The following is a 23,407-nucleotide window of genomic DNA, read 5'->3' as shown; positions in this document are numbered from 1 at the left end:
CCGACCTCGAACGGCCGACAGGCGGCCGGCGCCGCTCGGGTCAATTCGCTGGGGCTTCGATCAAGCGCGTTTGCCGAATACCGCTTCGGCTCGTTTGGGTTTCCAATCGATATCGTCGGCCGAACGTCGCGCTGACGGCAAAGCCATCATCATCCGCGGCAATGGGCTCAAAGCCATCTTCGCCGCGGGCGTGAATGAGGAGGCCCGGGGGATCGGTGCGGGCGTCGGCCAGCCAGTATTCCCTCACGCCCAATGCGAACAGATCCCCCGGCAATTCGACGGTGTCTTTGCGGGTGGAGGAATCACTGCGGACCTCGATCACGACCTCGGGGGGGCCGACGATTTCGGTGAAATCCCCTTCCCGGCCGACTTTCGGGGTGAGCGTCACACGACCGTCGGTAATGGCTTCGTGAGAGAGAAACACAAAGTCCGGCTCGCATAGCGTCCGCCGCTCGGCGCCGTCGGGGGAGACGACGCTCGTGCTGTCAGTGAAGGCGAAGCCTAGTTCTTGTTCGGCGATCAGGTTCCCAAGCACGCGGACGATGTCGGTTTTCGTCGTGCCATGGGTGAATAGCGATTCAGGCATGACTTCGAGGCGAGGACGATTCCCAATCCATTCAAACTTCCCCCAGGCGGGGCAGGCATCCGACAGCTTCCACGCCCGGAACGCTTCGAATTCCGCCAGTGCCGACCCGGGCACTGTCAGACCGTCACCGTCGGCGCCCACGCCTGGGAGATGCAGGTCGGGCGGAGTCCTCCCTTGCATAGAGGCCGACTGCGGGAGGCGAACCGGCGGTTTGGCGAGGGCTGCGTTCATGGATCGTCATCCGAGGAATGAACGTAGTTTAGCGAACAAGCCGCCGCCGGCGCGAAATGCTCATCGCACCGCCCGTTCCCAGCGACTCAGGGCGATGAGGGGGAAATAGAGACTGTAGAGGTGGTAACGCAGATAAAAGACGCTGGGGAAGCCGGTGCCGGTGAACTGGGGTTCGGTCCAGGTTCCATCGAGGTTCTGGTTGTCTCGAAGCCAACCGGCGGCGCGGCGGGCGGCGGGGGTGCGGGCGTCGCCGGCGGCGATCAGACCCATCAACGCCCACGCCGTCTGGCTGGCCGTCGGTTCGCCGCGGCCTTTGGAGGTGGGATAGTCGTAGCTCGCCGGGCTTTCGCCGAAGCCGCCGGAGGGCTGTTGCACGCTCTTGAGCCACTGCACCGCCCGGCGGACCCGGGCGTCCTCGGAGCGAACCTTCAACGCTCCCAGGCCCATCAGCCCCTGCCAGGTTCCATAGAAGTAATTGACGCCCCAGCGGCCGTACCAGCTGCCGTCCGTTTCCTGAGCGTCGCTGACGTAGTCGATCGCCCGCTTCATAAACGGTTTGTCGCCCGGGATGCCCAGCAGGCCGAACAGCTCCAGCATCCGGGCGGTGAGGTCCGCCGTGCTGGGGTCGATCATTGCATTGTGATCGGCGAACGGGACGCGGCAAAACAGTTCGCGGGTGTTATCCACGTCGAACGCGCCCCAACCGCCGTCACGGTTCTGCATGCCGATCAGCCAGTTGACCCCCCGCCGGATCGCCGCCGTCAGCGGGGCCGCCGCCGTCACGTCGCGGAGCGCCGTATGCGAATCGACGTCGCGGCCCGCGATCACGGTGCGGTCGTCCTCGCCGCCTTCGGGATCGTCGCTGAAGCAGATGTCGGCGCTCCAGTCCGTGCCGCTGCCGGCGGGCAGGCAGCGGGCCAGGGCCATCAACACCATGCAGGTGTCGTCGGTGTCCGGGTAGAACCGATTGCGATATTCAAAGCACCAGCCGGACGGCTCCAACTTCGGCCGCCGCGCGGAGTAATCGCCGGGGGTGCGAATCTCTCGATCCAACAGCCAGCCCGCGGACTTCCGGACTGCCGGGTGGTGCGGCGGGAGGCCGCTTTCCCGCAGGGCGATCGTCGCGATCGCGGTGTCCCACACCGGGCTTTTGCAGGGTTGCAACCGGGTGACGGTGCGGCCGTCGTCGTCGAGGTCGGTGAGCTTGAGCCGCTCCAACTCCTCCAACTGCCCGGCGACTTCCGGGGAGTCTTCCGCATAGCCCAGACACTTCAGCCCGACGATCGTCCAGACGATCGGCGGGAAGATCGCCCCCAGACCGTCGCTATCGACGAGGCGGTCGAGAATCCACCGCTCCGCCTTCTTGACCGCGATCCGTCGCAGCGGGCGGAAGCGGACGGCGTCGGCGGCTTTGTAGATGCGGTCCAACCGGTAGAAGAAGCGGTGCCAATCGACTTTCGTCCCGCCCTGTTTCCCTTGATCGAGAGACCGTTCAACCGCTTCGCAGCGGGGCATCGCCAGGGGGAGATTCTCCGGCCCGTTCACGAACAGATCGGCGATGTCGATCCCCGCCGCGGGGAGATCCTTTGAAGGTTGGGTGGCCCACAAGAGCGAAAGCGGCACCACGATGGTGCGGCTCCAGGCGCTCATCTCGGAGAGGTTCAGCGGGCTGAAACCGGGGACCAACATCAACTCCGGCGGCACCGCCGGGCACTGCCGATATGCGATCTGCCCCAGCAGCGCGAGGTAATACCGGGTGAAGCTGTTGACCCGTTCCGCCCCGCCGGCGGCGAGCGTCGCCCGCTTCGCCGCGTCCAACCGCGCTTCCAAATCGGCCGGTCCGTCGCCGTCGCGATAGACCGCCCGCAGCGCCAACACCGCCTTCACCGTGGCGGAGACGTCGATCGGGGCCCCTGGGAACTGGCCCCACCACCCGCCCGGCTCCTGTTGATTCAGCAGGTGACGGGCGACCGCCTTCGCCCCTTCGGTTCGCTCGCGGCCGAGCCAGGCGAGCAGGCAGAGGTATTCGCTTTGGAGGATGCTGTCGCCCTCCAATTCGCCGCACCAGTGGCCGTCCTCGTGTTGCAGGGACAGCAGGGCGTCCCGCGCCTTGGCGACGGTCGCACCGACGCCGTCGCCGCGGTACGCGGTGCGCATGGTATCAGGGACGACGGCGGGGCCGGCGAGGGCGTCGGCGAAGCGGTGCGAGAGCACGACGGGCCGGTGAGGAACGAGGGGCGAACCCGCAAAGTGCGGCGAAGCGTCCCGGACGATAGGCGGGGCGCGTCAGACCCCGCAAGCCGCGGGGACGCCGGCGCCGCTCGTTTCACAGGCGCCGGCCGCAGGACTTCCCTCATCGGTTTGGGGGGATAAACCCCCCGGCTCGCCGGCGGCGCTCTCGGGTTCGGCGAACTCCGCGTCGCTTTCCACGCCGGACAGGACGACCTCGAAGCCGAGGTCTTCGATCATCTTGTGATCCTCGCTCGCCGCCTGCCCGGCGGTGGTGAGGTAGTCGGAGACGAACAGGCTGTTCGCCGCGTACAACGCCAGCGGTTGCAGGCTGCGGAGATTTACCTCGCGACCGCCGGCGACCCGCAGTTCGGCGGTCGGCAACAGGAAGCGATACAGCGCCAGCACTTTCAAGCAGTACCGCGGGTCGAGTTCCCGCCGCTTCTCGAACATCGTGCCGTCGATCGCGTGCAGGAAGTTGATCGGCACGCTCTCGGCCTGCAGTTCTCGCAGCTCGTGGGCGGCGTCGATCAGGTCGTCGCTCGATTCGCCCATGCCCACGATCAGCCCGCTGCACAGCTCCAACCCGGCCTCGCGGGCCTTCTTGAGCGTGGCGAGGCGGTCGTCGTAAGTGTGGGTCGTGACGACCTCGTCGTGATTGCCGCGGCCGGTGTTGAGGTTGTGGTTGATGCGGTCCACGCCCCCGGCCTTCAGCACCTCCGCCTGTCCCTCTTTCAGCAGGCCCAGGCAGGCGCAGATGTGCAGGCCGTGCTCCTGCTTGATGCGGGTCGCCACGTCGGCGACGTGCTTCACCTCGCGGTTCGACGGGCCGCGGCCGCTGGCGACGATGCAGTAGGTCTTCGCTCCCGCTTTCGCGGCGTCCGCGGCGCCGGCGAGTAACCGGTCGGCGGAGAGCATCGGGTACTTGTCGATCGCCGCGGAGGAATCACGCCCCTGCGAGCAGTACCGGCAGTCCTCCGGGCACAGTCCGCTCTTGGCGTTCTTCAGGTAATACAGCTGAACCTTCGTGCCGAAATGCGCCCGCCGCACGCGAAACGCGGCGTGCATCAGGCCGAGCAGGTCGGCGTCCGATGCGTTCAGGACGCTCTTGGCGTCCTCCCGAGAGAGCGAATCCCCGGCGAGGGCGGTGTCGGCGAACGATTCGTAGGCGGCGGCGTGGCTCATAGCCGCGGAATCGTACCGCCGGACCGATTGCCCTTCACCCCCCGCCCCCCGCCGCGTCGTTCGAGTCGGGGACATGGCCCCGCGACCCGCTCTCAACCGGCGCTTTCGTCCGTGATGCGGGTCCAAATTTCCGTCTCTTCGTCCTCGGGGCTGAACAGCACCAGCGACTCGTCGTCCGCGGAGGTGATCGTCCAGTCGCGTTCGCTGCCGAACAGGCTCGTGACGGACTCGAACGATTCCTTCGGCGTGCCGGAGACGCTCTCGAAATGCACGCCGGGGTTCTCGTCGGTGCCGGCGTCCGTCAATTCCCAGTCGATCTGAACCGTGATCGTTTTCGCCCCGGCCATCCATTGATAGAGCGGGTCGACGTCCACCTTCATCGTCGCGGTGCCGTCGTCCCGCACCGTCAGCGTCCGCGTTCCGTAACTCTCGCGGGTGTAGGTGCCGGGGAGGCGGTCGACCACCGAAGCCGGCGCCGCCCCTTGCTCCTGAAGCGGCGGGGGGACGGGGAGCACGAACTCATCGCCCGCCGCGGCCACCCGCACCGGGGCGGGATCGGCGGGCGGTCTCTCGACGGATGCCGCCGGCTTTTCGTCGGCCCCGCAGCCCGAGAGCAGCCCGGCGAGCGCCGTCACGGCCAGGCAGGCCGGGAACGAACAGATCCAGCGGGAGATCGCGGGGCGGAGGCGGGGGCGGGGCATCGGGCGGTCCGTCAGTTCATGCTGGGCGAAGGAGTTCTACGTCGCACCGGCGGACTCCAGAAGTGCAAGTGCTGTTCGCCCATCACCTCGATCAACTCCCGCCGCAGGCCCGGGCCGCAGGAGACCCGCAGGTGGCCGGGCGTCGAGATACGATACCGTGTGCGGACCGCTTCGGTTTCGCCGTTCGCCTCCCCCGCCCCGCCCGTGAGGGCTTCCGCGGAGCCGGTGTCCACCAGCACGACCACGTCCGTCTCGCCGGGATATCGGCCGAGGATCTCCCGCACCCGGGCCAGTTCGGCGTCCGCGTGCAGGCCCTTCTGAAACTTCACCGCGAGCTGGCGGGTGTGTTCCTTGATGGCGTCGTCCGGCGTCATCAGGCGATTGACGATCAGGTTCGGCTCCCGGCCGCGGCGATCCACTTTGCCCTTCACATAGAGGACCGCCTCGGCTTCCACGAGCTGCCCCTGACGGGCGTAGTCCTCCGGCCACATGATGCACCGCACGCAGCCCTCGGCGTCCTCGAAGTCGAACATGACGTAGTCCGAATTATTGTTGCGGGAGGGCTTTTTCGTGCGGGCCTTTTTGATGGCGCCGACCATCCCGCCGACGCACACCTCCACGCCGTCCTCCGCCTCGCCCAGCTCCCGCGTCGTGGCGGTGGCGAACTTGGTGATAATGTCGCCCGCTTCGGTGAGGGGATGACTGGTCAGATAGAAGCCGAAGACCTCTTTCTCATGGGCGAGCTTCGTCGCCCGGTTCCAGTCGGGCACGTCGGGGAAGCTCGCGGCGACCTCGGGGGCGTCGTCGGCCTCTTCCTCCCCGCCGAACAGGCTGGCCTGTCCCGCGGCGGCGTCGCGGGCCTTATTCGCCGCGGCCTGCACCGCCCGATCGACCACCGCGGAGTGCTGGGCCCGCGTCGGTCCGAGCAGGTCCAGCGCCCCGCATTTAATCAGGATCTCCAATGCGGAGCGGTTCAGGTGTCCGGGATCGACCCGCTCGGTGATGTCGAAGATATCTTTATAGGGGCCGTTCGCCTCGCGTTCCGCCACCAGGGCGTGCATCGCGGACAGCCCCAGCCCCTTCACCGCGCCGAGGCCGAAGGTGATCCCCGGTTTCCCGTCGTCAAGGGGCGCCACCGAGAATTCCACGTTGCTGCGGTTCACGTCCGGCGGCTGCACCTCGATGTCCTGGCGACGGGCGTCCTCGACGTGTTCCGTGATCCGGTCGCTGCTCTCCATCCCGCAGGAGAGCAGGGCGGCCATGAACTCGACCGGATAATGCGCCTTCAGGTAGGCCGTTTGATAGGCGATCAGCCCGTAGGCGGTACTGTGCGACTTGTTAAAGCCATACCCGGCGAACTTCTCGATTAGCTCGAACAGGTTGACCGCGACCGACTCGTCCACGCCGCGCTCTTTGGCGCCGTCGATATACTGCTGCCGGAACTGGGCGATAATCGCCAGCTTCTTTTTCGAGATCGCCTTAATGCACTTGTAGGCGCTGGCCAACTCGATGCCGCCGACCCGGTTCAGGATCCGCATGACCTGTTCCTGATACACCATGATCCCGTACGTGTCGGCCAGCACGGGGTCGACCAGGGGGTGAATCTTCGCGACCTCCTTGCGGCCGTTTTTAATGTCCACGTAGTTCATCACCATCCCGCCCTCCAGCGGGCCGGGACGATAGAGGGCGGAGGTGGCGATGATGTCCGCGAATTTGTCGGGCCGCATCTTCGTCAGGAGGTCCCGCATCCCGCCGGACTCCAGCTGAAACACGCCCTTCGTCTCGCCCCGTTGCAGCAGGGCGTACGTTTTAGCGTCCGGCTCGTCCACCTGCTGCAGCACGGACAGGTCGAAGTCCGGGTTGCTCGCCAGCACGTTCTTGATGGACTTGTCGAGGATCGTGAGGTTCCGCAACCCCAAGAAGTCCATTTTAAGCAGCCCCGCCGCCTCGACGGTGGGACCGTCCCACTGGGTGATGACGTCCTCTTTGCCGGTGATGACCTGCAACGGCAGCAGGTCCTTGAGCGGCTGGTCCGCCACCACCACGCCGGCTGCGTGCGTCCCGGCGCTGCGGGCCAGGCCTTCCAGCCGGTAAGCGATATCGATCAGCTCCGTGATCTGCGGGTCGTTGTTGTAGGCGTCCGACAGCTCCGGGCTTTGCTTGACGGCCTCCGCCAGTTTAATCCCGAGCGTGTCCGGGACCGCTTTAGCGATCTCGTTGACCCGGGACAGCGGGACGCCCAATGCGCGGCCGACGTCTCGCACCACGGCCTTGGCTTTGAGCGTGCCGAACGTGCCGATCTGGGCGACGGCGTCTTCGCCGTATTTCTCCTTGGTATAATCGATCACCGCCTGCCGCCGGTCGCGGCAGAAGTCGATATCGATATCCGGCGGCTCTTTGCGGCTCTTATCGAGGAACCGCTCGAACAGCAGGTCGTACTTCAGCGGGCAGACGTCGGAAATGCCCAATAGAAAGGCGACAATCGCTCCGGCCGCGGAGCCGCGGGCGGTGCAGGGAATGCCTTCCCGCTTCGCGAATTCCACGAAGTCCCACACGATCAGGAAGTAGCTCGAATACCCCATGTATTCGATGACCCCCAGCTCCAGGTCGAGCCGGTCGCGGTGCGCCTGGGTGGCCTCGTCGCCGTAGCGCTCGACCATCGCCTTTTCGCAGATCTCCCGCAGATACTCCGTATCCGTCAACTCCCGCGGCGGTTTGAAGACCGGGTAATACTTCGGGTTCTCCTCAAGCTGAATATCGCAGCGATCGGCGATCTCCTGGCTGCGCCTGACGGCCTCCTGCTGGCTCGGGAAGACCTGATACATCTCTTCCGGCGACTTGACGAAGAAGTCCTGCGAACCCAGTCGCATCCGCTTCGTATCGTTCCGCTCGCTGCGGGTATTGACGCACAATAAAATGTCGTGCGCGACGGCGTCCTCGCCGCAAAGGTAGTGGCTGTCGTTGGTGGCCACCAACGGCAGACCCATGCGGTTCGCCAGATCGACGGTCGCCTCGCCCGCGTCTTTCTGAATCTGGATGCCGCTGTCCTGGATCTCCATATAGAAGCGGTCGCCGAAGACTTCCGTGTACCATTGGCACAGCTTCTCGGCCTCCTCCTGCTGCTCGTTCAATAGATGCCGCGACAGTTCGCCGGAGACGCACCCGCTGAGGACGATCAGCCCTTCGCTGTGCGCTTCCAGCAGTTCTTTATCCATACGGGGCTTGTAATAAAACCCCTCCGTGTAGGCGATGCTGCTCATCCGCACCAGGTTGCGAAAGCCGGTCGCATTCTGAGCCAGCAGCGTCAGGTGAAAGTTCGACTCTTTCATCCGCCCGCCGCGCTCCGTGCGGCTGCGTGGGGCCATATAGGCCTCGATGCCGAGGATCGGGTTGATATCCTCCGCCCGACAGGCGTGATAGAACTCCATCGACCCGTACAGGTTGCCGTGGTCCGTGATCGCCGCGGCGTTCATGCCGGACGCCTTCGTCGCCTGCACCAGTTCCGGGATCTTCGTCATCCCGTCCAGCAAACTGTAGTGCGTATGACAGTGCAGATGCGCGAACGGGGGCGTGACGGCGCCGCTCTCCGGGGCGGCCTGGTTCTGGGCAGACGAGTCGGACACGGGGCGGGCGATTCCGGCATGGGTGGACGAACGGCCATCGTATCGGTCGGCGGGGTCCGTGACGGCCGGGAATCTCGAATCGGCCCGACAGACGGACCGACGGGGGAGCCGCCGCGTCGGCGCCGGTCTCCCCGCCGCTACAGCCCGCAGAACCGGCTCGCCACGGGCGCCCGCGGGGTCATCCGCAGTCGATCACCGCGTCCGCCGCGGCGAGCAGGCGAGGGTGGGAGTCGGCGGCGACCACGGCGTGGCCGTTCTCCGTCAGGCGTGCGAACACCTCGCAGAGTCGCTCCGCGTCGGCGGGGTGCAGTCCGGCGGCGGGCGCTTCGAGCAGAATCAACGTCGCGGACGCGGTGCGGGCGGCCAGCGTCTTCGCCAACCGCAGGCGCTGGCCTTCGCCGTGGCTCAGCGTGTTCGCCGCCCGGCCGATCGTAATGTGGCCTAACCCCACGTCCCGGACCGCGGCCGCCCGCGCCCGCGGCTTGGGCCGTCCGCGGAAGAACGGCACGGCGTCCTCGGCGGTGAGGTTCAACGTGTCCGCGATCGACAGCCCCCGCACGCGGATCGCCAGGATCTCCGGCTTGAACCGGTCCCCGCCGCACTCCGGACAGGTCGCGACCAAGTCCGGCAGGAACTGCATCGGCGTGGTGACGGTTCCTGTCCCCTCGCACAACGGACACCGCCCCGGCGACGATCCCGCCAGCGAGAAATGCCCGGCGGTGAAGCCCCGCAACTTCGCCTCCGGCGTCGAGGCGAACAGGTCTCGGATCTCCCCGAAGAACCCCAGAAACGTGGCCACGGTGCTCCGCGGACTCTTCGTCAGCGGCTTTCGAGGACCGAACAACACGTCTCCGAAGCGGCCGAACCGCTCCACCGCGGTCGCCTCGGCGGCCAGCGTGCGCAGTCGCTCCTCCGCATTCTCCCCGGTCAGAACCGCCAGCCCCCGCGGCACGAACGGCGTGCGGTTCGCATCCGGCAGCGCCTCCGTCGCGTCGTGGGAAGCGGAGGCGGCGGAGGGGGATTCGGAGTGCAGGAACGGGGCGAGGATCGAACCCTCCGCGTTCGCGATCTCATCAGGCGGGCCGGCAAAGAGAACCCGACCGCCGTCGGCCCCGGCCCCGGGGCCGAGTTCCACCAGCCGATCCGCCGCCCGGCAAAGCGCCGGCTCCGACCCCGCCGCGACGACCGTGTTCCCCCCGTCCGTCAGCGATCGGCAGAGCGACTGGAACCGCTCCGCATCCTCGGCCGGCAGCCCGGCGAGCGGCGCGTCGAACAGCATCAGGAGTCCCCGCATCCCCGGGTCCGCGGCGGCGGCGAGCAGCGCCCGGCGATTCTCGGCGCCGTTGAGAGACGAGGCCGGCGTGTTCAGCGGCGTCCCCGCGAGCACCCAGCCGTCCAATCGATCGAGCGCGACCGCAAGCTGCGAGACCGCCGGCGGACCGTCCGTCGGCAGAGTTTTACGCAGGTTCTTCCCGGTCTGTGCAAGCCACTGATCCCAGGTGTCGCCCTCGAATCGCCACGCCCGCCGACCGATCTCCTTTGGCCCGAACGACGCGGAGAACAATCGCGGCGTGGGACCCGGTAGCACGGCCCCGTCGTCCAGAACGGCGCGATCGCGGACGATCTGTTCGACCCAGGTCCGGCCGTCGATCTCCCGGTCGCCCTCGGGCCACTCCGTCCAGACGACCGCCCGCCCGCCGCCAAATCGCAGGGCCGTCGAGAGGCTTTCCTCCGTCCGCTCGAGGGAGGACGGCGAGAGCTTCACGCGGTCCACGAGGACGGCGGCGCCGGCGGGGAGCGCCTCCGCGTCTTCTAATCGGCCGGTCTCGGCGCCGGCGACGAACCGGTTGAAACCGGCGCCGCGGTACGCCTCCGGGGAGAGCGCGGCGTCGGCGGCGAAGCCGATCAGCGTGCGGGCGTCGGGGAACGCTGCGGTCAATCCGTGGGCGGCGACGTCGGCCCGCGTGACGGGCAGCACGGCGCCGGTGGCCGGATCGTGCGGCCGCGCGAGCGCGGCGAAGGCGGTGCGCAGCAGATCGCCGAGACCCGCCCGATCGGCGAGCGTCTCGTCTTTTGCAGGCGGCTGATCGAGGTCGATCAGAATCGCCGGCGGGACATGCTCGATCGCGTCGGCATCCGGCCGTTCGCGCCGTTCCAGCAGGCGGCGAGCCGAGGCGGAGAGCGCCGCGACGTACCGCCGCTGTCCCTCCGCATGCAACACGTCCCGCAGCAGCGTGCTCTTCCCGGACCCCGCCACGCCGGCGACGACTGTCAGGGCGCCGAGCGGCAGATCGAGGGCGTCGATCTGTAGGTCGCGCACTCGGACGCCCCGCAGACGAATCGGCGGGGCGTCGGGAGCGGGCATGGCGGCATGTTAGCGTCCCCGTTCGTAGTGGCGTCCCTTCAGGGCGCCCCCGCGAGCGGAGCGAGCGATCACGCCACGGGTTCGCGGCTGTGCCGCTCGGGGCGCCCTGAAGGGCGCCACTACGAACAGGCTCAGGCCGCGTCGGCTTCGGGCATCAGGAAGGCGCTGATGCGGTTGGCCGGTTTGAAGGCGGCGGGGGTGTTCGACAGCGCGAAGTGCATCGCGTAGGCGTCTTCGGTCGTGTCGTCGTAGCGGTCATGGACGACGCGGAAGGCCCGAAAGCCCTCGCCCTTGAAGAACAGCTGCGCGGGAAGGTTCGTCTCGCGAACCTCCAGCACGATCTCCGTGCGGCGCTGCTGCGACAGCTTGTCGACCAGACGGCGAACCATCTGCCGGCCGATGCCGCCGCGGCGGTTCTCGGGGGCGACGGCGAAGTTCAGGATCCGCAAGCGGCTTTTCTGCAGCTCGTAGATCATGTAGCCGACGACCTCGCCTGCGACTTCGGCCACCATGCCGATGCAGTTGCGCTGCCGGAGGCAGCAGATGAAGTCTTCCTCGGTCCAGGCGAACTCGAAGCTGGCCGCTTCGATTTCGAGGACAGCCGGCATGTCACGGCGGATCAACCACCGGATCTGGACGGCGTCGGGGCGATGAATGGAAAGTTCTGACGGCATCGCGGCCGGCCTCCTTGCCGGGGGTGCGGGGACTGTGCACGGGGTGTACCCCACGCCCCCCAAGGACGAAACCCCGGTTCCTCTCAAGTTTTCGTCGCCTCCGTAACGCCGAGGCTCCGCGGAGCCTCGGCGTTACGGAGTCATACGGGAGACGCTCGATACGGGTTCGGACAGCAGTTTTTCGGACAGACGTCGTGGTTCGGACGGAACGCTCCAACGGCCCGCTTCTCCGACGCCTCGCCCAGCCGTTCGAGGATCAATTCGACCAGCATCGCGACGAACCGCGGATCCGTCCCCGCGGTGCCGGCGCGGCGGAACTCCAAGCCCATCTCCGCCGCCTTCGTCTTCGCCTCGTCGTCCAGGTCGTACAGCACCTCCATGTGATCCGAGATGAACCCGATCGGCGCCACCACCGCGGCCCGCACGCCGGCGGCGTGGACGGCTTCGAGGTGATCGCACACGTCCGGCTCCAACCACGGATCCTGCGGGCGACCGCTGCGGGACTGGTAGACCAACGCCCAGCGATCCTCGGGGATGTCGAGGCGTTCCGCGATCAGCCGGCTCGTCTCGTGCAGTTGGCGGGCGTAATCGCTGGTGTCGGCCATCGACATCGGGATGGAATGGGCCGTGAAGGCGACGTGCGCCCCGTCCCGCAGCTCCGCCGGCAGATCGTCCAACGCAGCCCGAATCAGATCGGCGTTCACGTCGATCCAGCTGGGGTGGTTGTACCAGACCCGCACCTTGTCGATCGCCGGGGCGTCGGCCTCGGCTTCCCCTTCACACACCGCTTCCCGGGCGCGGTGCAGGTCCTCGCGGTACTGCCGGCAGCCGCTGTAACAGCTGTAGGCGCTGGTCACGAGCGCCAGCGCCCGGTTCACGCCGTCGTCGGCCATCTGCTTCAGCGTGTCCGGCAGCATCGGCTCCCAGTTCCGGTTCCCCCAGTAGATCGGCAGGTCGACGCCGGCCTCCTTCAGCGCCGGTTCGAGCGCCGCGATTAGATCACGGCACTGCTGATTGATCGGCGAGACGCCGCCGAAGCTCTGGTAGTGCTCCGCGACTTCCAGCAGCCGTTCCCGCGGCACCGGTTTGCCGCGGAGCACGTTTTCGAGGAAGGGGATCACGTCATCCGGCCCCTCCGGCCCGCCGAAGGAGGTCAGCAGGATCGCGTCGTAGACGTATGGGCCGGGCATCGACATACCTTGGGGAAGTGACGCCCCATGATTCGCCGCCGCCTTCGAATCGCCACCCCGCCGTGCCGCTCACGCTGAGGGAAGCGTTGAATCGGGACGATCTGGGCGAGGCAGGAACCGTCCCCTTCACCGCCGCCACGGAGTTCAGCGGCCGCGTGACGCCCGGCGGGCTGTTCGCCGGTCTGCGGGGGAGGGATGTGCACGGGGCGTGGTTCTGGGAGGACGCCGTCGAACGGGGGGCCGCCGTGGTCCTCACCGACGAACCGTTGTCGGAGTGTCCCATCCCCGTCGCAGTCTTCACGCCCTGGCGAGGGGACGTCCGGCAGGCGTTCGGCGAGGTTTGCCATCAACTGCACGGCCGGCCGAGCGAACGATTGTTCGTCGCCGGGGTGACGGGGACGAACGGCAAATCGACCGTCTGCTGGCTGCTCCGCAGCATCTTTCGAGAGGCGATGCGGGTGAAATACAAGCCGCCGATCGCCGGTCTGTGCGGCACGATCGAGACCGACGACGGCCGCGAGATCGTGCCCTCCCAGCTCACCACCCCCGCCTGCGAGGACCTGCACGCCTGGCTGGCCCGCTGCGTGGCGAACGGCTGTGAGGCCGCGGCGGTGGAGTTGTCGTCGCACGCCCTCGATCAGGACCGGGCCGCGGGGCTGCGGCTGTCCTCGGCGGTCATCACGAATGTGACGCGGGATCACCTCGATTACCACGGCAGCTTGGAGTCCGTCGCGGAGGCGAAGGCGGAGATTGTCGATCTGCTAGCCGATGACGGCAGACTGATCGGCTGCATCGACGACCCGTTAGTGGAACGCATCCTTCTCAAGCAGTCGGCGAGGGACCAGCGTGCGACGAAGGTCACCGGCTTCGGATTCGACTGTGCGGGAAGCGGACGAATCTCTGCGGCTGGCTGCGGTCCGGTCGGCTCGACTTTTGTGCTCGGGAACGCCGGCTTTCAACCGCCGCCGCGTCGGCTGAGTCTCCCCCTACTCGGTCGCTTCAACGTCCTCAACGCCGCAGCGGCTGCCGTCGCATTGACCTCGTTCGATCCCCGCGCCGTCGCCCTCGGGTTAGCAAAGGTCTCTCCGGTGCCTGGGCGGCTGGAGGAAATCGAGTGCGGCCAACCCTTTCGCGTGCTGGTCGATTACGCCCATACCCCCGATGGCCTGCGGGCGGTGATCGACGCCGTCCGGCCGCTGTGCGAAGGCCGATTGCACCTCCTCGTCGGCGCCGGCGGGGACCGGGACCGCGGCAAGCGGGCGGAGATGGGCGCCGCGGCCGGGCTGGCGGATTGCGTCGTCTTCACCTCGGACAATCCGCGATCCGAAGACCCGCACGCCATCCTCCGCGACCTCGCCGCCGGGCACCCGGACCCGGCTCGATATGAAATCATCGAGGACCGCCGCGCCGCGATCGCCGCCGCGCTGTCTGCGGCCCGACCGAGGGACTGGGTATTGATTTGCGGCAAGGGGCACGAGACGACGCAGGAGGTCGCCGGCGTGTATCACCCCTTTGACGATCGCGTCGTTTGCCGGGAGATCCTCGCGTCGCCTGGGTTTGCGGGGGACTGAACGTGTTCCCCCTTACGCTCGATCGACTTCCAAGTGTGTTCCGTAACGCCGAGGCTCCGCGGAGCCTCGGCGTTACGCGGGGGACACAAGTCGGGGGCGCGGCGATCGATTCCCGGGCGGTGCGTCCCGGAGACCTCTTCTTCGCCCTGCCCGGCGCCCGCACCGACGGGCACGATTATGTCGCGGACGCCTTCCACCGCGGCGCCGTCGCGGCGGTCGTCGCACAGGAGACCGACGCTGGACCGGCGATCGTCGTGCCCGACCCCGCCGCGGCGCTCGCCCAACTCGGGGCGTGGAACCGCGACCAGTGCGCCGGACCCGTCGTGGCCGTCGGCGGCTCGCATGGGAAAACGACCTGTCGGGATCTGCTGCACGCCGCGTTGTCCGGCCTCGGGCCCGGGGTTCGCAGTCGGGCGAACTTCAACAACGCGCTCGGCGTCCCGCTGACGCTCTGCGAGATCGCCCCGGAGCATCGGTCTGCCGTCATCGAAGTCGGCGCTTCCTCCCCCGGCGAGATCGCGACGCTCTGCGAATGGGCGAAGCCGACGGCCGGCGTGCTGACGGGCGTCGGCACGGCCCACGTCGGCACGTTCGGCGGACCGGCGGCGCTGCGAGCCGCGAAGGCGGAGCTGTTCGCCGGCGTCGCCCCGGACGGCGTGCTCGTCGTGAACAGGGACGACCCGGGGGCTCGGGCGCTCGCCCAAACCGCAGAGCGACCGATCGTCGTCGCCGGCACGACGGCCGACTGCGACGTACGGGTCGAACCGCTGCCGGCCCCACCGGGGTTCCTGCGGTTCGGTCGGAACGGGACAACGTTCTCGCTGCAGGGGTTCGCGCCGCATTTCGTGTCGCTCGGTGCGTGCGCGGTGGCGGTCGGAGAAGCATTGGGGCTGTCGAACGAGGCGATACGGAACGGTCTGACCCGGTTTCGCCCGCCGCCGGGGCGCGGGGCCGTCACGGTCGTCGGCGGAGCGACCTTCATCGACGACACCTACAACGCCCCGCCGGAAGGTTTCTTCGCCGCGGTCGATCTGCTCGCCAGTTGGCCGGTCGTCCCGCCTGGTCGACGTTGGTTGGTGTGCGGCGGGATGCGGGAGTTGGGCGAGGAGGCCGACCGGCTGTATGCGAAACTCGGCCGTCGCATCGCGACGGCGGGGCTGGACCGCGTGCTGTTCGTCGGCGCCACCGGCGCCCGCACGGCGGACGCGGCCGGGTTGTCCGAAGCGGTCGGTATTCGGGTTCGCGATGCGAGCGCCGCGGCCGCTGTTTTGAGCGAGGAGATCCGCCCGGGAGACGTGGCGCTGGCGAAAGGCTGCCGGGCGGACGGGCTGGAACGGGTGATCGCCGCGGGGATCGCGGCGTTCTCTTGAGTGAATTTCGCGTGGAGCCGGGAAAACCGCGGGAATCGGGGTTCCCCCGGACCGCCGGTCTGAACGACACATCGCCCGCCGCGAGTCGCCCCGCCCGCAGCGGGCGTCTCGCACCTGCCCCTCACCGAAATAACCGTCAGGAGGTCCATCGTCGTCGCCCGGATCGCGACTCTGCGGGGAGACGCATCCGTCGATCGCACCGGTTTCTCGTCCCGTATTGGGGGCGGGGAACGCTCGCGGTCGAGAGCGCCTGAGGGTGCGAAGGAACATGTGATTTGATGGGTCGATCACTCCGCCGCACCGCTCGACGAAGACGATGGATACGGCCGACCGACCGGACGCGGGTCCGGTCGGTCGGCTCCCCGCACCCCCGCCGGCGGAAACGCCGGCGGGGGTGTTTTCGTTCACGTTCCCCGCTGCACCCCACGCGTTAGCGAAGGCGGCACGACCGATGATCGTCTTTCTGCTCCAGACGTTCGGCCCGCTGCTGGACTCCGCGGACGCCATCGTGCCCGGCAACAGCCGGGTGTTCCTCGCCGGCCGCACGGTCGCGGCCGGGGTGACGGCGTTTTGCTTCGCTCTGCTGCTCGGCCCGCGGGCGATTGCGTGGCTGCGGGCCCGGTTCCGCGAAGAGGTGAAGAGCGCCAGCGGGACGCTCGACGCCTTGCACGCCCAGAAGACCGGCACGCCGACGATGGGCGGGCTGTTCACCGTCGCTGCGGTGCTGGCCGGCGGGGCGGTGTGGGGCGACCTCTCGAATCGCTTCGTTCAAGCCGGGATGTTCGTGGTCGGCTCGTTCGCCGCGCTGGGCGCCGCGGACGATTGGGTGAAGCTGCGAACCGCTCGGCGGGGATTGAAAGCCGGCGAGAAGCTCGCGGCCCAGTTCGGCCTCGCGGCCGTCGGGGCGGTGTTGCTGCAAATCGCATTGAACGAAGCCGGGGTGATGACGGAGATCGTGCTGCCGATCGGCGGGCTGTCGATTCCGACCGGTCTACTGTTCGTCCCCTGGGTGGCGCTGGTGACGGCGGCGGGATCGAACGCGGTGAACCTGACCGACGGTCTCGACGGTCTCGCCGCGGGCTGTGCGGTGGTGGCGGGCGCCGCGGTGACGGGCCTGTGCTACCTCGCCGGACACGCCGTGTGGGCGGAGCACCTCGCCGTGCCGCATGTCCGCGGCGGCGGCGAGCTGGCCGTGCTGCTGAGCGCCGCCACCGGCGGGATGCTCGGCTTCCTGTGGTTCAACACGCACCCGGCGGAGGTGTTCATGGGGGACACCGGCGCCCTGTCGTTCGGCGGTCTGCTGGCCTTCAGCGCCACGGCGGTGCGGCAGGAATTGCTGCTGATCCTCGTCGCGGGGGTGTTCGTCGCGGAAGCGTTGTCCGTGATCGGGCAGGTCGGCTGCTATCGGATCTGGGGCTTCAAGCCGATCGCGTGCAGCCCGCTCCACAACCATTTCGTGTTTCGCGGGCACAGCGAGGGCCGGATCGTCGTGCGATTTTGGATCGGCTCCGCGGTCTGCGCGGCCGCGGCGTTCGCGAGTTTGAATCTGCGGTGATGGAGACTGAAATCGCCGATGAGCCCCGACCGTCAGGGAGGGGCCGCTCACCCGGGTGCGGCGAGCTTCCGCAAACATTTGCTCCCGCCAGAGCGGCCGCCTCCCTGACGGTCGGGGCTCAAACGATCACGACTCACCAAGACGATCGCCGGGCGTTCGTGGGCGTCGCCGCGGTGTTGGCCGGGGTGGGACTGACCGTCGCCCACTCGACCGCGATGGCCGAGCCGGATCCGGCTCGCGTGTTGGCGAAGTGCTGCGTGCTGCTGGCGATCGCCGTCGTCGCGGGGACCGCTTGCGCCTTCACGCCGCCCACGTGGATCCGCAGAGCGATTCCCTGGCTGCTGGCGGCGACCGTGCTGTTGCTGATCGCCGTGCTGATCCCCGGCGTGGGCGTGAAGAGCGGCGGCGCCCGGCGCTGGCTGCGGGCGGCGGGCGTCAGCGTGCAGCCCGCCGAACTGGCCAAGCTGTGCGTCCCGTTGGCGATCGCCTATCGCCCGGTTCCTTCAAGCCGAATCGCGACCGGGCGGTTTGGGCTGGGGTCCGTGAGACGCTTATGCGGCGTGTGGCCGGCACTGCTGTGCGCCGGATTGATCGCGGCCGAGCCGGACCTCTCGACTGCGGTGACCGTGCTGCTGGGCGCTGCCGCGGCGGTCTGGTTGCGGGGGTGGCCGCTGTGGCCGTTCGCCGCCGGCGCCTGCGCCGCGATTCCCGCGGCCGCGGCGACGTTTGCGCTGCGGCCCTATCAATGGGGGCGGGTGACGGCGTTCTGGGATTCTCTGTTCGACCCCGCTTCGGCCCCATACCAAGTGCGACAGGGGGCGGTCGCGCTGGGATCCGGCGGCCTCTGGGGCTGCGGACTCGGCCGTGGCTGGCAGAAGTTGAGCTTCCTCCCGGAGGCCGACGACGACTTCGCCCTCGCCGCCGTCGGGGAGGAACTGGGGCTGGTCGGCGCCTGCGGGGTACTGCTGCTGTGGGTTCTGCTGGCGTGGTTCGGCTTGCGGGCAGTTCGATTCGCCTCGCCGGTCCGCCGAGCGGCGGCGGGAGCGTTGGTCGTGCAACTCGTCGGTCAGGCGCTGTTGAACGCCGGGGTCGTCTGCGGACTGCTCCCGCCGACGGGCATCCCGCACCCGTTTCTCTCTCGCGGGGGGAGCAGTCTCGTCGTGACGTGCGCTGCGGTGGGGCTGGTTCTCTCGCTCAGTCGCCCACCGGACTCCCCGCGACTCTCCGGCGAAGAGTCGGGGAACTCCCTGTGACTCCCGTGCGACGCACGCTGGTCCTGTTCTGCGGCGGAGGCAGCGGTGGACACCTCACGCCGGGATTGGCCGTTGCGGACGCTCTGAGCGCCGGCGACGATCCGCCGGAGATCCTGTTTCTCGTCGGCGATCGGCCGGTCGAGCGGCGGATGATGGAGGCGGAGTCGTACCTGCACCAGTCGTTCCCGCTGGCGCCGGTGCGGCGAACGCTGACGTCCATCGCCGCGGCCCGTGGTTTCGCGGGTGCCGTTCGGTCTGCCCGCCGAGCCGCCAAGGGGCGACCGACTGTGGCGGTCGGAACCGGCGGTTACGTCAGCGTGCCCGGGGTCTTGGGGGCGAAGATGGGGGGCGCCGTCGTCTTTCTCATCGAGCCGAACGCCGTGGACGGCCGGGCGAAGCGGGCGCTGAGTCCATGGGCGGATCGCGTGTTCCGCGCGACGCCGAATCGCAAACGCGGGTTGCCGGCGGAGGTGCGGGTGGAGCCTCGCTCGCTGCTGGTGCTGGGGGGATCGTCCGGGTCCGCCTCGTTGGACGCCGCCGTTCCCGCGGCCGTCGCCGGGCTGTCAGGCGTGGGGTCGTTGCGGATTCGGCATCAATGCGGCGGCGATCCCGAGGCCGTCCGGTCTGCCTACGTCGCGGCGGGGGTACCTGCGGAACAGGTTGAGGTCGCCTCGTTCTTTCCGAACGCCGCCGTGAGGCTCGCAGAATCGGCGGCGGCGATCACCCGGGCCGGGGCGTTGACGCTTGCGGAAGCCGCGGGATACGGGGTGCGGCCGATACTCGTGCCCTACCCGCATGCCGCTGGGCACCAGCTTGCCAACGCCCGTCGGCACGCCGCCGTGCAAGGCTGTGCGGTCGTCGAAGAGGGGCCGAACCTGCCGGAGCGGTTGCGGGCGGCACTGGCCGAATCGCTGGCCGAGGCCCCCCCGGCAGTCCGGCGGCTGACGCCGATCGACCCGGCGGCGAACGTGGCGGAGCTGATTCGGGCCGAACTCCGCCGGTTGCGCGGGTAGACTGTGGCCCGCCCCTCCCCGAGACCGTTCCCCGTGCGTCCGCAGCACAAATTTGACTGGAATCACTTCTGGAAGTGGCTGCCGGCGTATCTGGCGGCCACGCTGGTGATTTACGTGCTCGCCGCGGGGCCGCTGTATTATCCGATCTATTACGGCGTGTACTCCGGCACGAACCCGGTTCTCGTGCGGCTCTATATGCCGCTGCTGGTGCTGTGCGACGCCGTCCCGGCGATCGGGGCGGCGATGGATTGGTATCTTCAATTTTGGGTCTGACCCGACCGCGTCGTCCGGCCGGCGAAGGCGTTACTGACCGGACGAACCCGCAGGCTTCGGCACGCGTTCGCCCTTCTTGCTTCCGCCCCGGCCCCGTCGCCCGCGCTTGCCGCGATCGGAGGCCGGCCTGAGGTCCGACTCGTTTAGCGGTTCGCCGATGCGGTCGCTCAGTTTGGCAACCTTGTCCCGCAGGCCCGCGGCCTTTTCGAATTCCAGATTCTCCGCGGCGGCGAGCATCTCTTTCTCGAGTTCCGCGATCAATTCCTTCGTGATCGTGACGGTCCCCGGCTCGGACGTGACCGCCTTGCGAACGCTCTGGTTGGCCTGCACCTCCGCCTCGATCCCGCCGCTGATTTTCCGCGTGGTCGATCGCGGGGTGATATTGTGCTTTTTATTGTGAGCGATTTGAATCGCCCGGCGTCGGTTCGTTTCCTCCATCGCGCGGGCCATGCTGTCGGTCACGCGATCGGCGTAGAGAAAGACCTCCGCGTTCACGTTGCGGGCGCTGCGGCCGATCGTCTGAATGAGGCTCGTTTCGCTGCGCAGGAAACCCTCTTTATCGGCGTCAAGGATCGCCACCAGCGAGACTTCCGGCAGGTCGAGGCCTTCTCGCAGCAGGTTCACGCCGATGACGACGTCATGGCTGCCCTCGCGCAGTTCACGGAGCACCTGGACGCGTTCGATGGCGTCCATTTCGCTATGCAGCCACATGCATTTGACGCCGTCCTCTTGAAGATAGGCGGTGAGGTCTTCGCTGAGGCGCTTCGTCAAACAGGTCACGAGCACTCGCTCGCTGCGTTCGATGCGCTTGGCGATCTGTTCCCGCAGGTGCGGAACTTGTCCGCGGGCCGGGACGACGTGGATTTGCGGGTCGATCAGGCCGGTCGGGCGAATGACCTGCTCGACGATTTCGCCCTCCGTCAGTTCCAACTCCCAGTCGTTCGGAGTGGCGGAAACGAAGATCGTTTGGCCGCGGCGTTCTTCCCACTCCTCGAACTTCAAGGGGCGGTTGTCCATCGCCATCGGCAGGCGGAAGCCGTGCTCCACCAGCGTTTTCTTACGGGCGTGGTCGCCGTTATACATTGCCCGCACCTGCGGCACGCTGACGTGCGATTCGTCAATGACGGTCAGGAAATCCTTCGGGAAGAAGTCCAGCAGCGTATCCGGCGGTTGACCCGGCTTGCGGCCGGCGAGGGCGCGGCTGTAGTTCTCGATGCCCGGGCAGAACCCGGCTTCTTTCATTAATTCGGTGTCGTACCGCGTGCGGGCGGAGAGCCGCTGGGCTTCCAGCAGCTTGCCTTCCTTATGGAACTTCTCCAACTGAGCGTTCAATTCGCCCTCGATCTCCGCGATCGCTTTGCCCATCTTGTCGGCGGGCATGACGAAGTGCTTGGCTGGATAAATATAGGCTTCGTCGACCTTCTTGATCGTCTCCCCGCTGGTGGGGTTGATGACGGACAGCGCCTCCACTTCGTCGCCCCACAGTTCGATGCGGTAGGCGAACTCCTCGTAGGCGGGCCACAATTCGATCGTGTCTCCGCGAACGCGGAATCGTCCGCGGGCCAGGTCGTAGTCGTTGCGGTCGTATTGGATGTCGATGAACTTGAGCAGCGCCTCGTCCCGGTCCAGTTCTTCGCCGACCTGAATCGGGACCATCATGTTCACGTACTCTTTCGGGCTGCCCAGCCCGTAAATACAACTGACCGATGACACGACGATCACGTCCCGGCGGCTGACCAACTGGCTCGTCGCCTGCAGCCGCAAACGATCGATCTCCTCGTTGATGCTGGAGTCTTTTTCAATATAGATATCCCGTGCGGGGATGTACGCCTCGGGTTGGTAATAGTCGTAATAGGAGACGAAATAGCTGACGGCGTTGTTCGGGAAGAACTCCCGCAGTTCGCCGTACAACTGGGCCGCGAGCGTTTTGTTGTGGGAGAGAACGAGCGTGGGCTTCTGCACCCGTTCGATGACGTTCGCGATCGTGAACGTCTTGCCGGAGCCGGTGACGCCCAGCAACACCTGATCGCGCTCTCCCGCGTTCAAACCCGCGGTCAGGGCGTCGATCGCTTTGGGTTGATCGCCGCCGGGGGCGAACTCGCTGACGACCTCGAACTTCGGCACGGTTGGGCGGGGGCGTGTGAACGTGAGAACAGTCCGGGGGCAACGGTACGCCCCCGAAGCTCCAAGACCAAGAACTCAAGAACCAAACGGAGTGACGAGTCGAGCGATTGGTTCTCGAGTTCTTGTCTCTTGGGATTTAGGCCATGGGCGGGAGCAGCACGATCGGGCCGAAGTTCTCCGCCTGTTCCGCTCGGAAGCGGTGGTGCCGCAGCAATTCCAGCACCGCGAGGAACGCCCCGGTGACGGCGCCGCGGTCGCGGGGGTCTTCGAAGCAGTCTTCGAATCGCACCCGGCCCTCGGCACGAATGCGGGCGTCCAGCCGCTCCACCCACTTCGCCACGGGAATCTCCTCTCGCTTCAGCGTGCCGGCGCCGACCTCCTCGGCGGGTTCGATCACCCGGGCCAACGCCCCGACGAGATCCCACAACTCGACGTCGCGGATGCGGTCGGCGCCGCCGCGGTCGGCGGCGGGGCGATCGACGATCCGCGGCAACCGTTCCGACGCGCCCGAGGCACGCTTCTCAAGGGCGGCGGCGGCTTCTTTGTAGCGGCGATATTCGAGCAGTCGGCTCAGCAGGGCCGTCCGGTCCTCGCTGGGGGCTTCCTCCTTCTCTTTCTTTGGAGCGACTGGCAAGGCTCGCTTGCTCTTCATCTCCACCAGATGAGTCGCGGCGGAGAGGAAGTCCCCCGTGCCGTCGAGGTCCAGGTAGCCCAACGCTTTGCTGTACGCCTCGAACTGCCCGACCACCTTGGCGAGCGGCAGGTCGAGCAGGTCGACTTCGCTCCGGCGGGCGAGGTGGTGCAGCAGGTCGACCGGGCCGACGTACAGATCCAAGCCGATTCGGAACCCCTCCGCCTCTTCCTCGGCGATCGCGTCGCGGTTCGCCTCGGTCTGCGGGCGATGGACGGCGAGGGCGGGGGCGTCAGCGGTCATGCGAAAACTCCGCCAGGATCGCGTCGCGGAGAACGCGCGAGTCCGGCCCGCCGGCCCTCACGACGACCGCACGGCTCGTTTCCCCCGTGGCGGCCAGCGTTAGCGTGAGACGATCGGTCGGCAGCACGTCCGCGACGCGTTCGGCCCATTCGATCAGCGTGGCGCCGGTCTCGATGAACTCCTCCGGGCCGAGGTTCAGGTAGTCGTCTTCGTCCGCCAGACGGTAGGCGTCGAGGTGGAAGAGGAGGGGCGGCGCCTCGGGGAACGAGGTGAGCGCCGTGCGATATTCGCGAACGAGGGTGAACGTGGGGCTGCCGATCTCCGCGGGGTCCACGCCGGCGGCGAGGGCGATCGCGCGCACCAACCGCGTCTTGCCGGCGCCGAGTTCTCCGTTCAAACCAATCACGGAGCCGACGCTCAGGCGGTCCGCGAGGAACCGGCCGAGGCGATCGGTCGCCGCTTCATCCGGGAGGAGGAGATCCGGGGGAACGGGGGCGACGGGCTGCGATTGCGGGTGAGCGGAGATGGCG

The 23,407-nt window shown here is 67.8% G+C and carries 17 protein-coding genes; 6 read left to right on the top strand and 11 right to left on the bottom strand.

Going from position 1 to position 23,407, the window contains the following annotated elements:
- Positions 1-40: 40 nt before the first annotated feature.
- The 8 genes from LzC2_RS01030 to LzC2_RS00995 form a co-directional block, all read right to left on the bottom strand.
- Positions 41-817, bottom strand: a complete 777-nt coding sequence (locus LzC2_RS01030; protein ID WP_171182802.1) for a Uma2 family endonuclease — start codon at positions 815-817, stop codon at positions 41-43.
- Between the two features lie 60 nt (positions 818-877).
- Positions 878-3,031 carry a terpene cyclase/mutase family protein gene (locus LzC2_RS01025; protein WP_171182800.1) on the bottom strand — a complete coding sequence of 718 codons (2,154 nt, stop codon included), beginning with the start codon at positions 3,029-3,031 and terminating at the stop codon, positions 878-880.
- 72 nt (positions 3,032-3,103) lie between these two features.
- On the bottom strand, positions 3,104-4,231 hold the full coding sequence (gene bioB / locus LzC2_RS01020; protein ID WP_171182798.1) for a biotin synthase BioB: 1,128 nt from the start codon (positions 4,229-4,231) through the stop codon (positions 3,104-3,106).
- Positions 4,232-4,323: 92 nt separating this feature from the next.
- Positions 4,324-4,932, bottom strand: a complete 609-nt coding sequence (locus LzC2_RS01015) for a hypothetical protein (protein WP_171182796.1) — start codon at positions 4,930-4,932, stop codon at positions 4,324-4,326.
- An 11-nt stretch (positions 4,933-4,943) separates the two neighbouring features.
- A complete protein-coding gene (dnaE, locus tag LzC2_RS01010) occupies positions 4,944-8,555 on the bottom strand; it encodes a DNA polymerase III subunit alpha (RefSeq protein WP_171182794.1) in 3,612 nt (1,203 codons plus the stop codon).
- Positions 8,556-8,733: 178 nt separating this feature from the next.
- Positions 8,734-10,920 carry an excinuclease ABC subunit UvrA gene (locus tag LzC2_RS01005; RefSeq protein ID WP_171182792.1) on the bottom strand — a complete coding sequence of 729 codons (2,187 nt, stop codon included), beginning with the start codon at positions 10,918-10,920 and terminating at the stop codon, positions 8,734-8,736.
- A gap of 131 nt (positions 10,921-11,051) precedes the next feature.
- Positions 11,052-11,528, bottom strand: coding sequence for a ribosomal protein S18-alanine N-acetyltransferase (gene rimI, locus LzC2_RS01000; RefSeq protein ID WP_246254622.1), 477 nt, complete (start codon positions 11,526-11,528; stop codon positions 11,052-11,054).
- Between the two features lie 206 nt (positions 11,529-11,734).
- The gene (locus LzC2_RS00995; protein ID WP_171182788.1) at positions 11,735-12,784 is read right to left on the bottom strand and encodes a ferrochelatase; all 1,050 of its coding nucleotides are present in this window, start codon (positions 12,782-12,784) and stop codon (positions 11,735-11,737) included.
- Between the two features lie 62 nt (positions 12,785-12,846).
- Between LzC2_RS00995 and LzC2_RS00990 the strand changes: the two genes are divergently transcribed.
- From LzC2_RS00990 to LzC2_RS00965, 6 genes are all read left to right on the top strand, one after another.
- Positions 12,847-14,355, top strand: coding sequence for a UDP-N-acetylmuramoyl-L-alanyl-D-glutamate--2,6-diaminopimelate ligase (locus LzC2_RS00990; RefSeq protein ID WP_171182786.1), 1,509 nt, complete (start codon positions 12,847-12,849; stop codon positions 14,353-14,355).
- A 2-nt stretch (positions 14,356-14,357) separates the two neighbouring features.
- Positions 14,358-15,725, top strand: coding sequence for a UDP-N-acetylmuramoyl-tripeptide--D-alanyl-D-alanine ligase (locus LzC2_RS00985; RefSeq protein ID WP_315854479.1), 1,368 nt, complete (start codon positions 14,358-14,360; stop codon positions 15,723-15,725).
- A gap of 451 nt (positions 15,726-16,176) precedes the next feature.
- On the top strand, positions 16,177-17,280 hold the full coding sequence (gene mraY / locus LzC2_RS00980) for a phospho-N-acetylmuramoyl-pentapeptide-transferase (protein ID WP_171182773.1): 1,104 nt from the start codon (positions 16,177-16,179) through the stop codon (positions 17,278-17,280).
- Between the two features lie 158 nt (positions 17,281-17,438).
- A complete protein-coding gene (locus tag LzC2_RS00975; protein ID WP_171182771.1) occupies positions 17,439-18,533 on the top strand; it encodes an FtsW/RodA/SpoVE family cell cycle protein in 1,095 nt (364 codons plus the stop codon).
- A 5-nt stretch (positions 18,534-18,538) separates the two neighbouring features.
- Complete coding sequence (locus LzC2_RS00970) at positions 18,539-19,546, top strand: UDP-N-acetylglucosamine--N-acetylmuramyl-(pentapeptide) pyrophosphoryl-undecaprenol N-acetylglucosamine transferase (RefSeq protein ID WP_171182769.1); 1,008 nt, start codon at positions 18,539-18,541, stop codon at positions 19,544-19,546.
- Positions 19,547-19,579: 33 nt separating this feature from the next.
- Positions 19,580-19,819 (top strand): hypothetical protein, encoded by a 240-nt coding sequence (locus LzC2_RS00965; RefSeq protein ID WP_171182767.1) that lies wholly within the window; start codon positions 19,580-19,582, stop codon positions 19,817-19,819.
- 30 nt (positions 19,820-19,849) lie between these two features.
- On the opposite strand, the gene uvrB is transcribed toward LzC2_RS00965, so the two are convergent.
- The 3 genes from uvrB to tsaE all read right to left on the bottom strand — a co-directional run.
- Positions 19,850-21,943: an excinuclease ABC subunit UvrB gene (uvrB, locus tag LzC2_RS00960; RefSeq protein ID WP_171182765.1), complete on the bottom strand. Its 2,094-nt coding sequence runs from the start codon at positions 21,941-21,943 to the stop codon at positions 19,850-19,852.
- A 136-nt stretch (positions 21,944-22,079) separates the two neighbouring features.
- On the bottom strand, positions 22,080-22,877 hold the full coding sequence (locus LzC2_RS00955; RefSeq protein ID WP_171182763.1) for a segregation and condensation protein A: 798 nt from the start codon (positions 22,875-22,877) through the stop codon (positions 22,080-22,082).
- Positions 22,867-23,407: tRNA (adenosine(37)-N6)-threonylcarbamoyltransferase complex ATPase subunit type 1 TsaE (tsaE, locus tag LzC2_RS00950; protein WP_171182761.1), on the bottom strand; the 541-nt coding region annotated here is incomplete at its 5' end. The genes LzC2_RS00955 and tsaE, both read right to left, overlap by 11 nt.

Origin of the sequence: Alienimonas chondri (genome assembly GCF_013036045.1) — a bacterium.
In the GTDB taxonomy this organism is placed as follows: Bacteria; Planctomycetota; Planctomycetia; order Planctomycetales; family Planctomycetaceae; genus Alienimonas; species Alienimonas chondri.
This window is presented reverse-complemented; position numbering and strand designations above follow the sequence as displayed.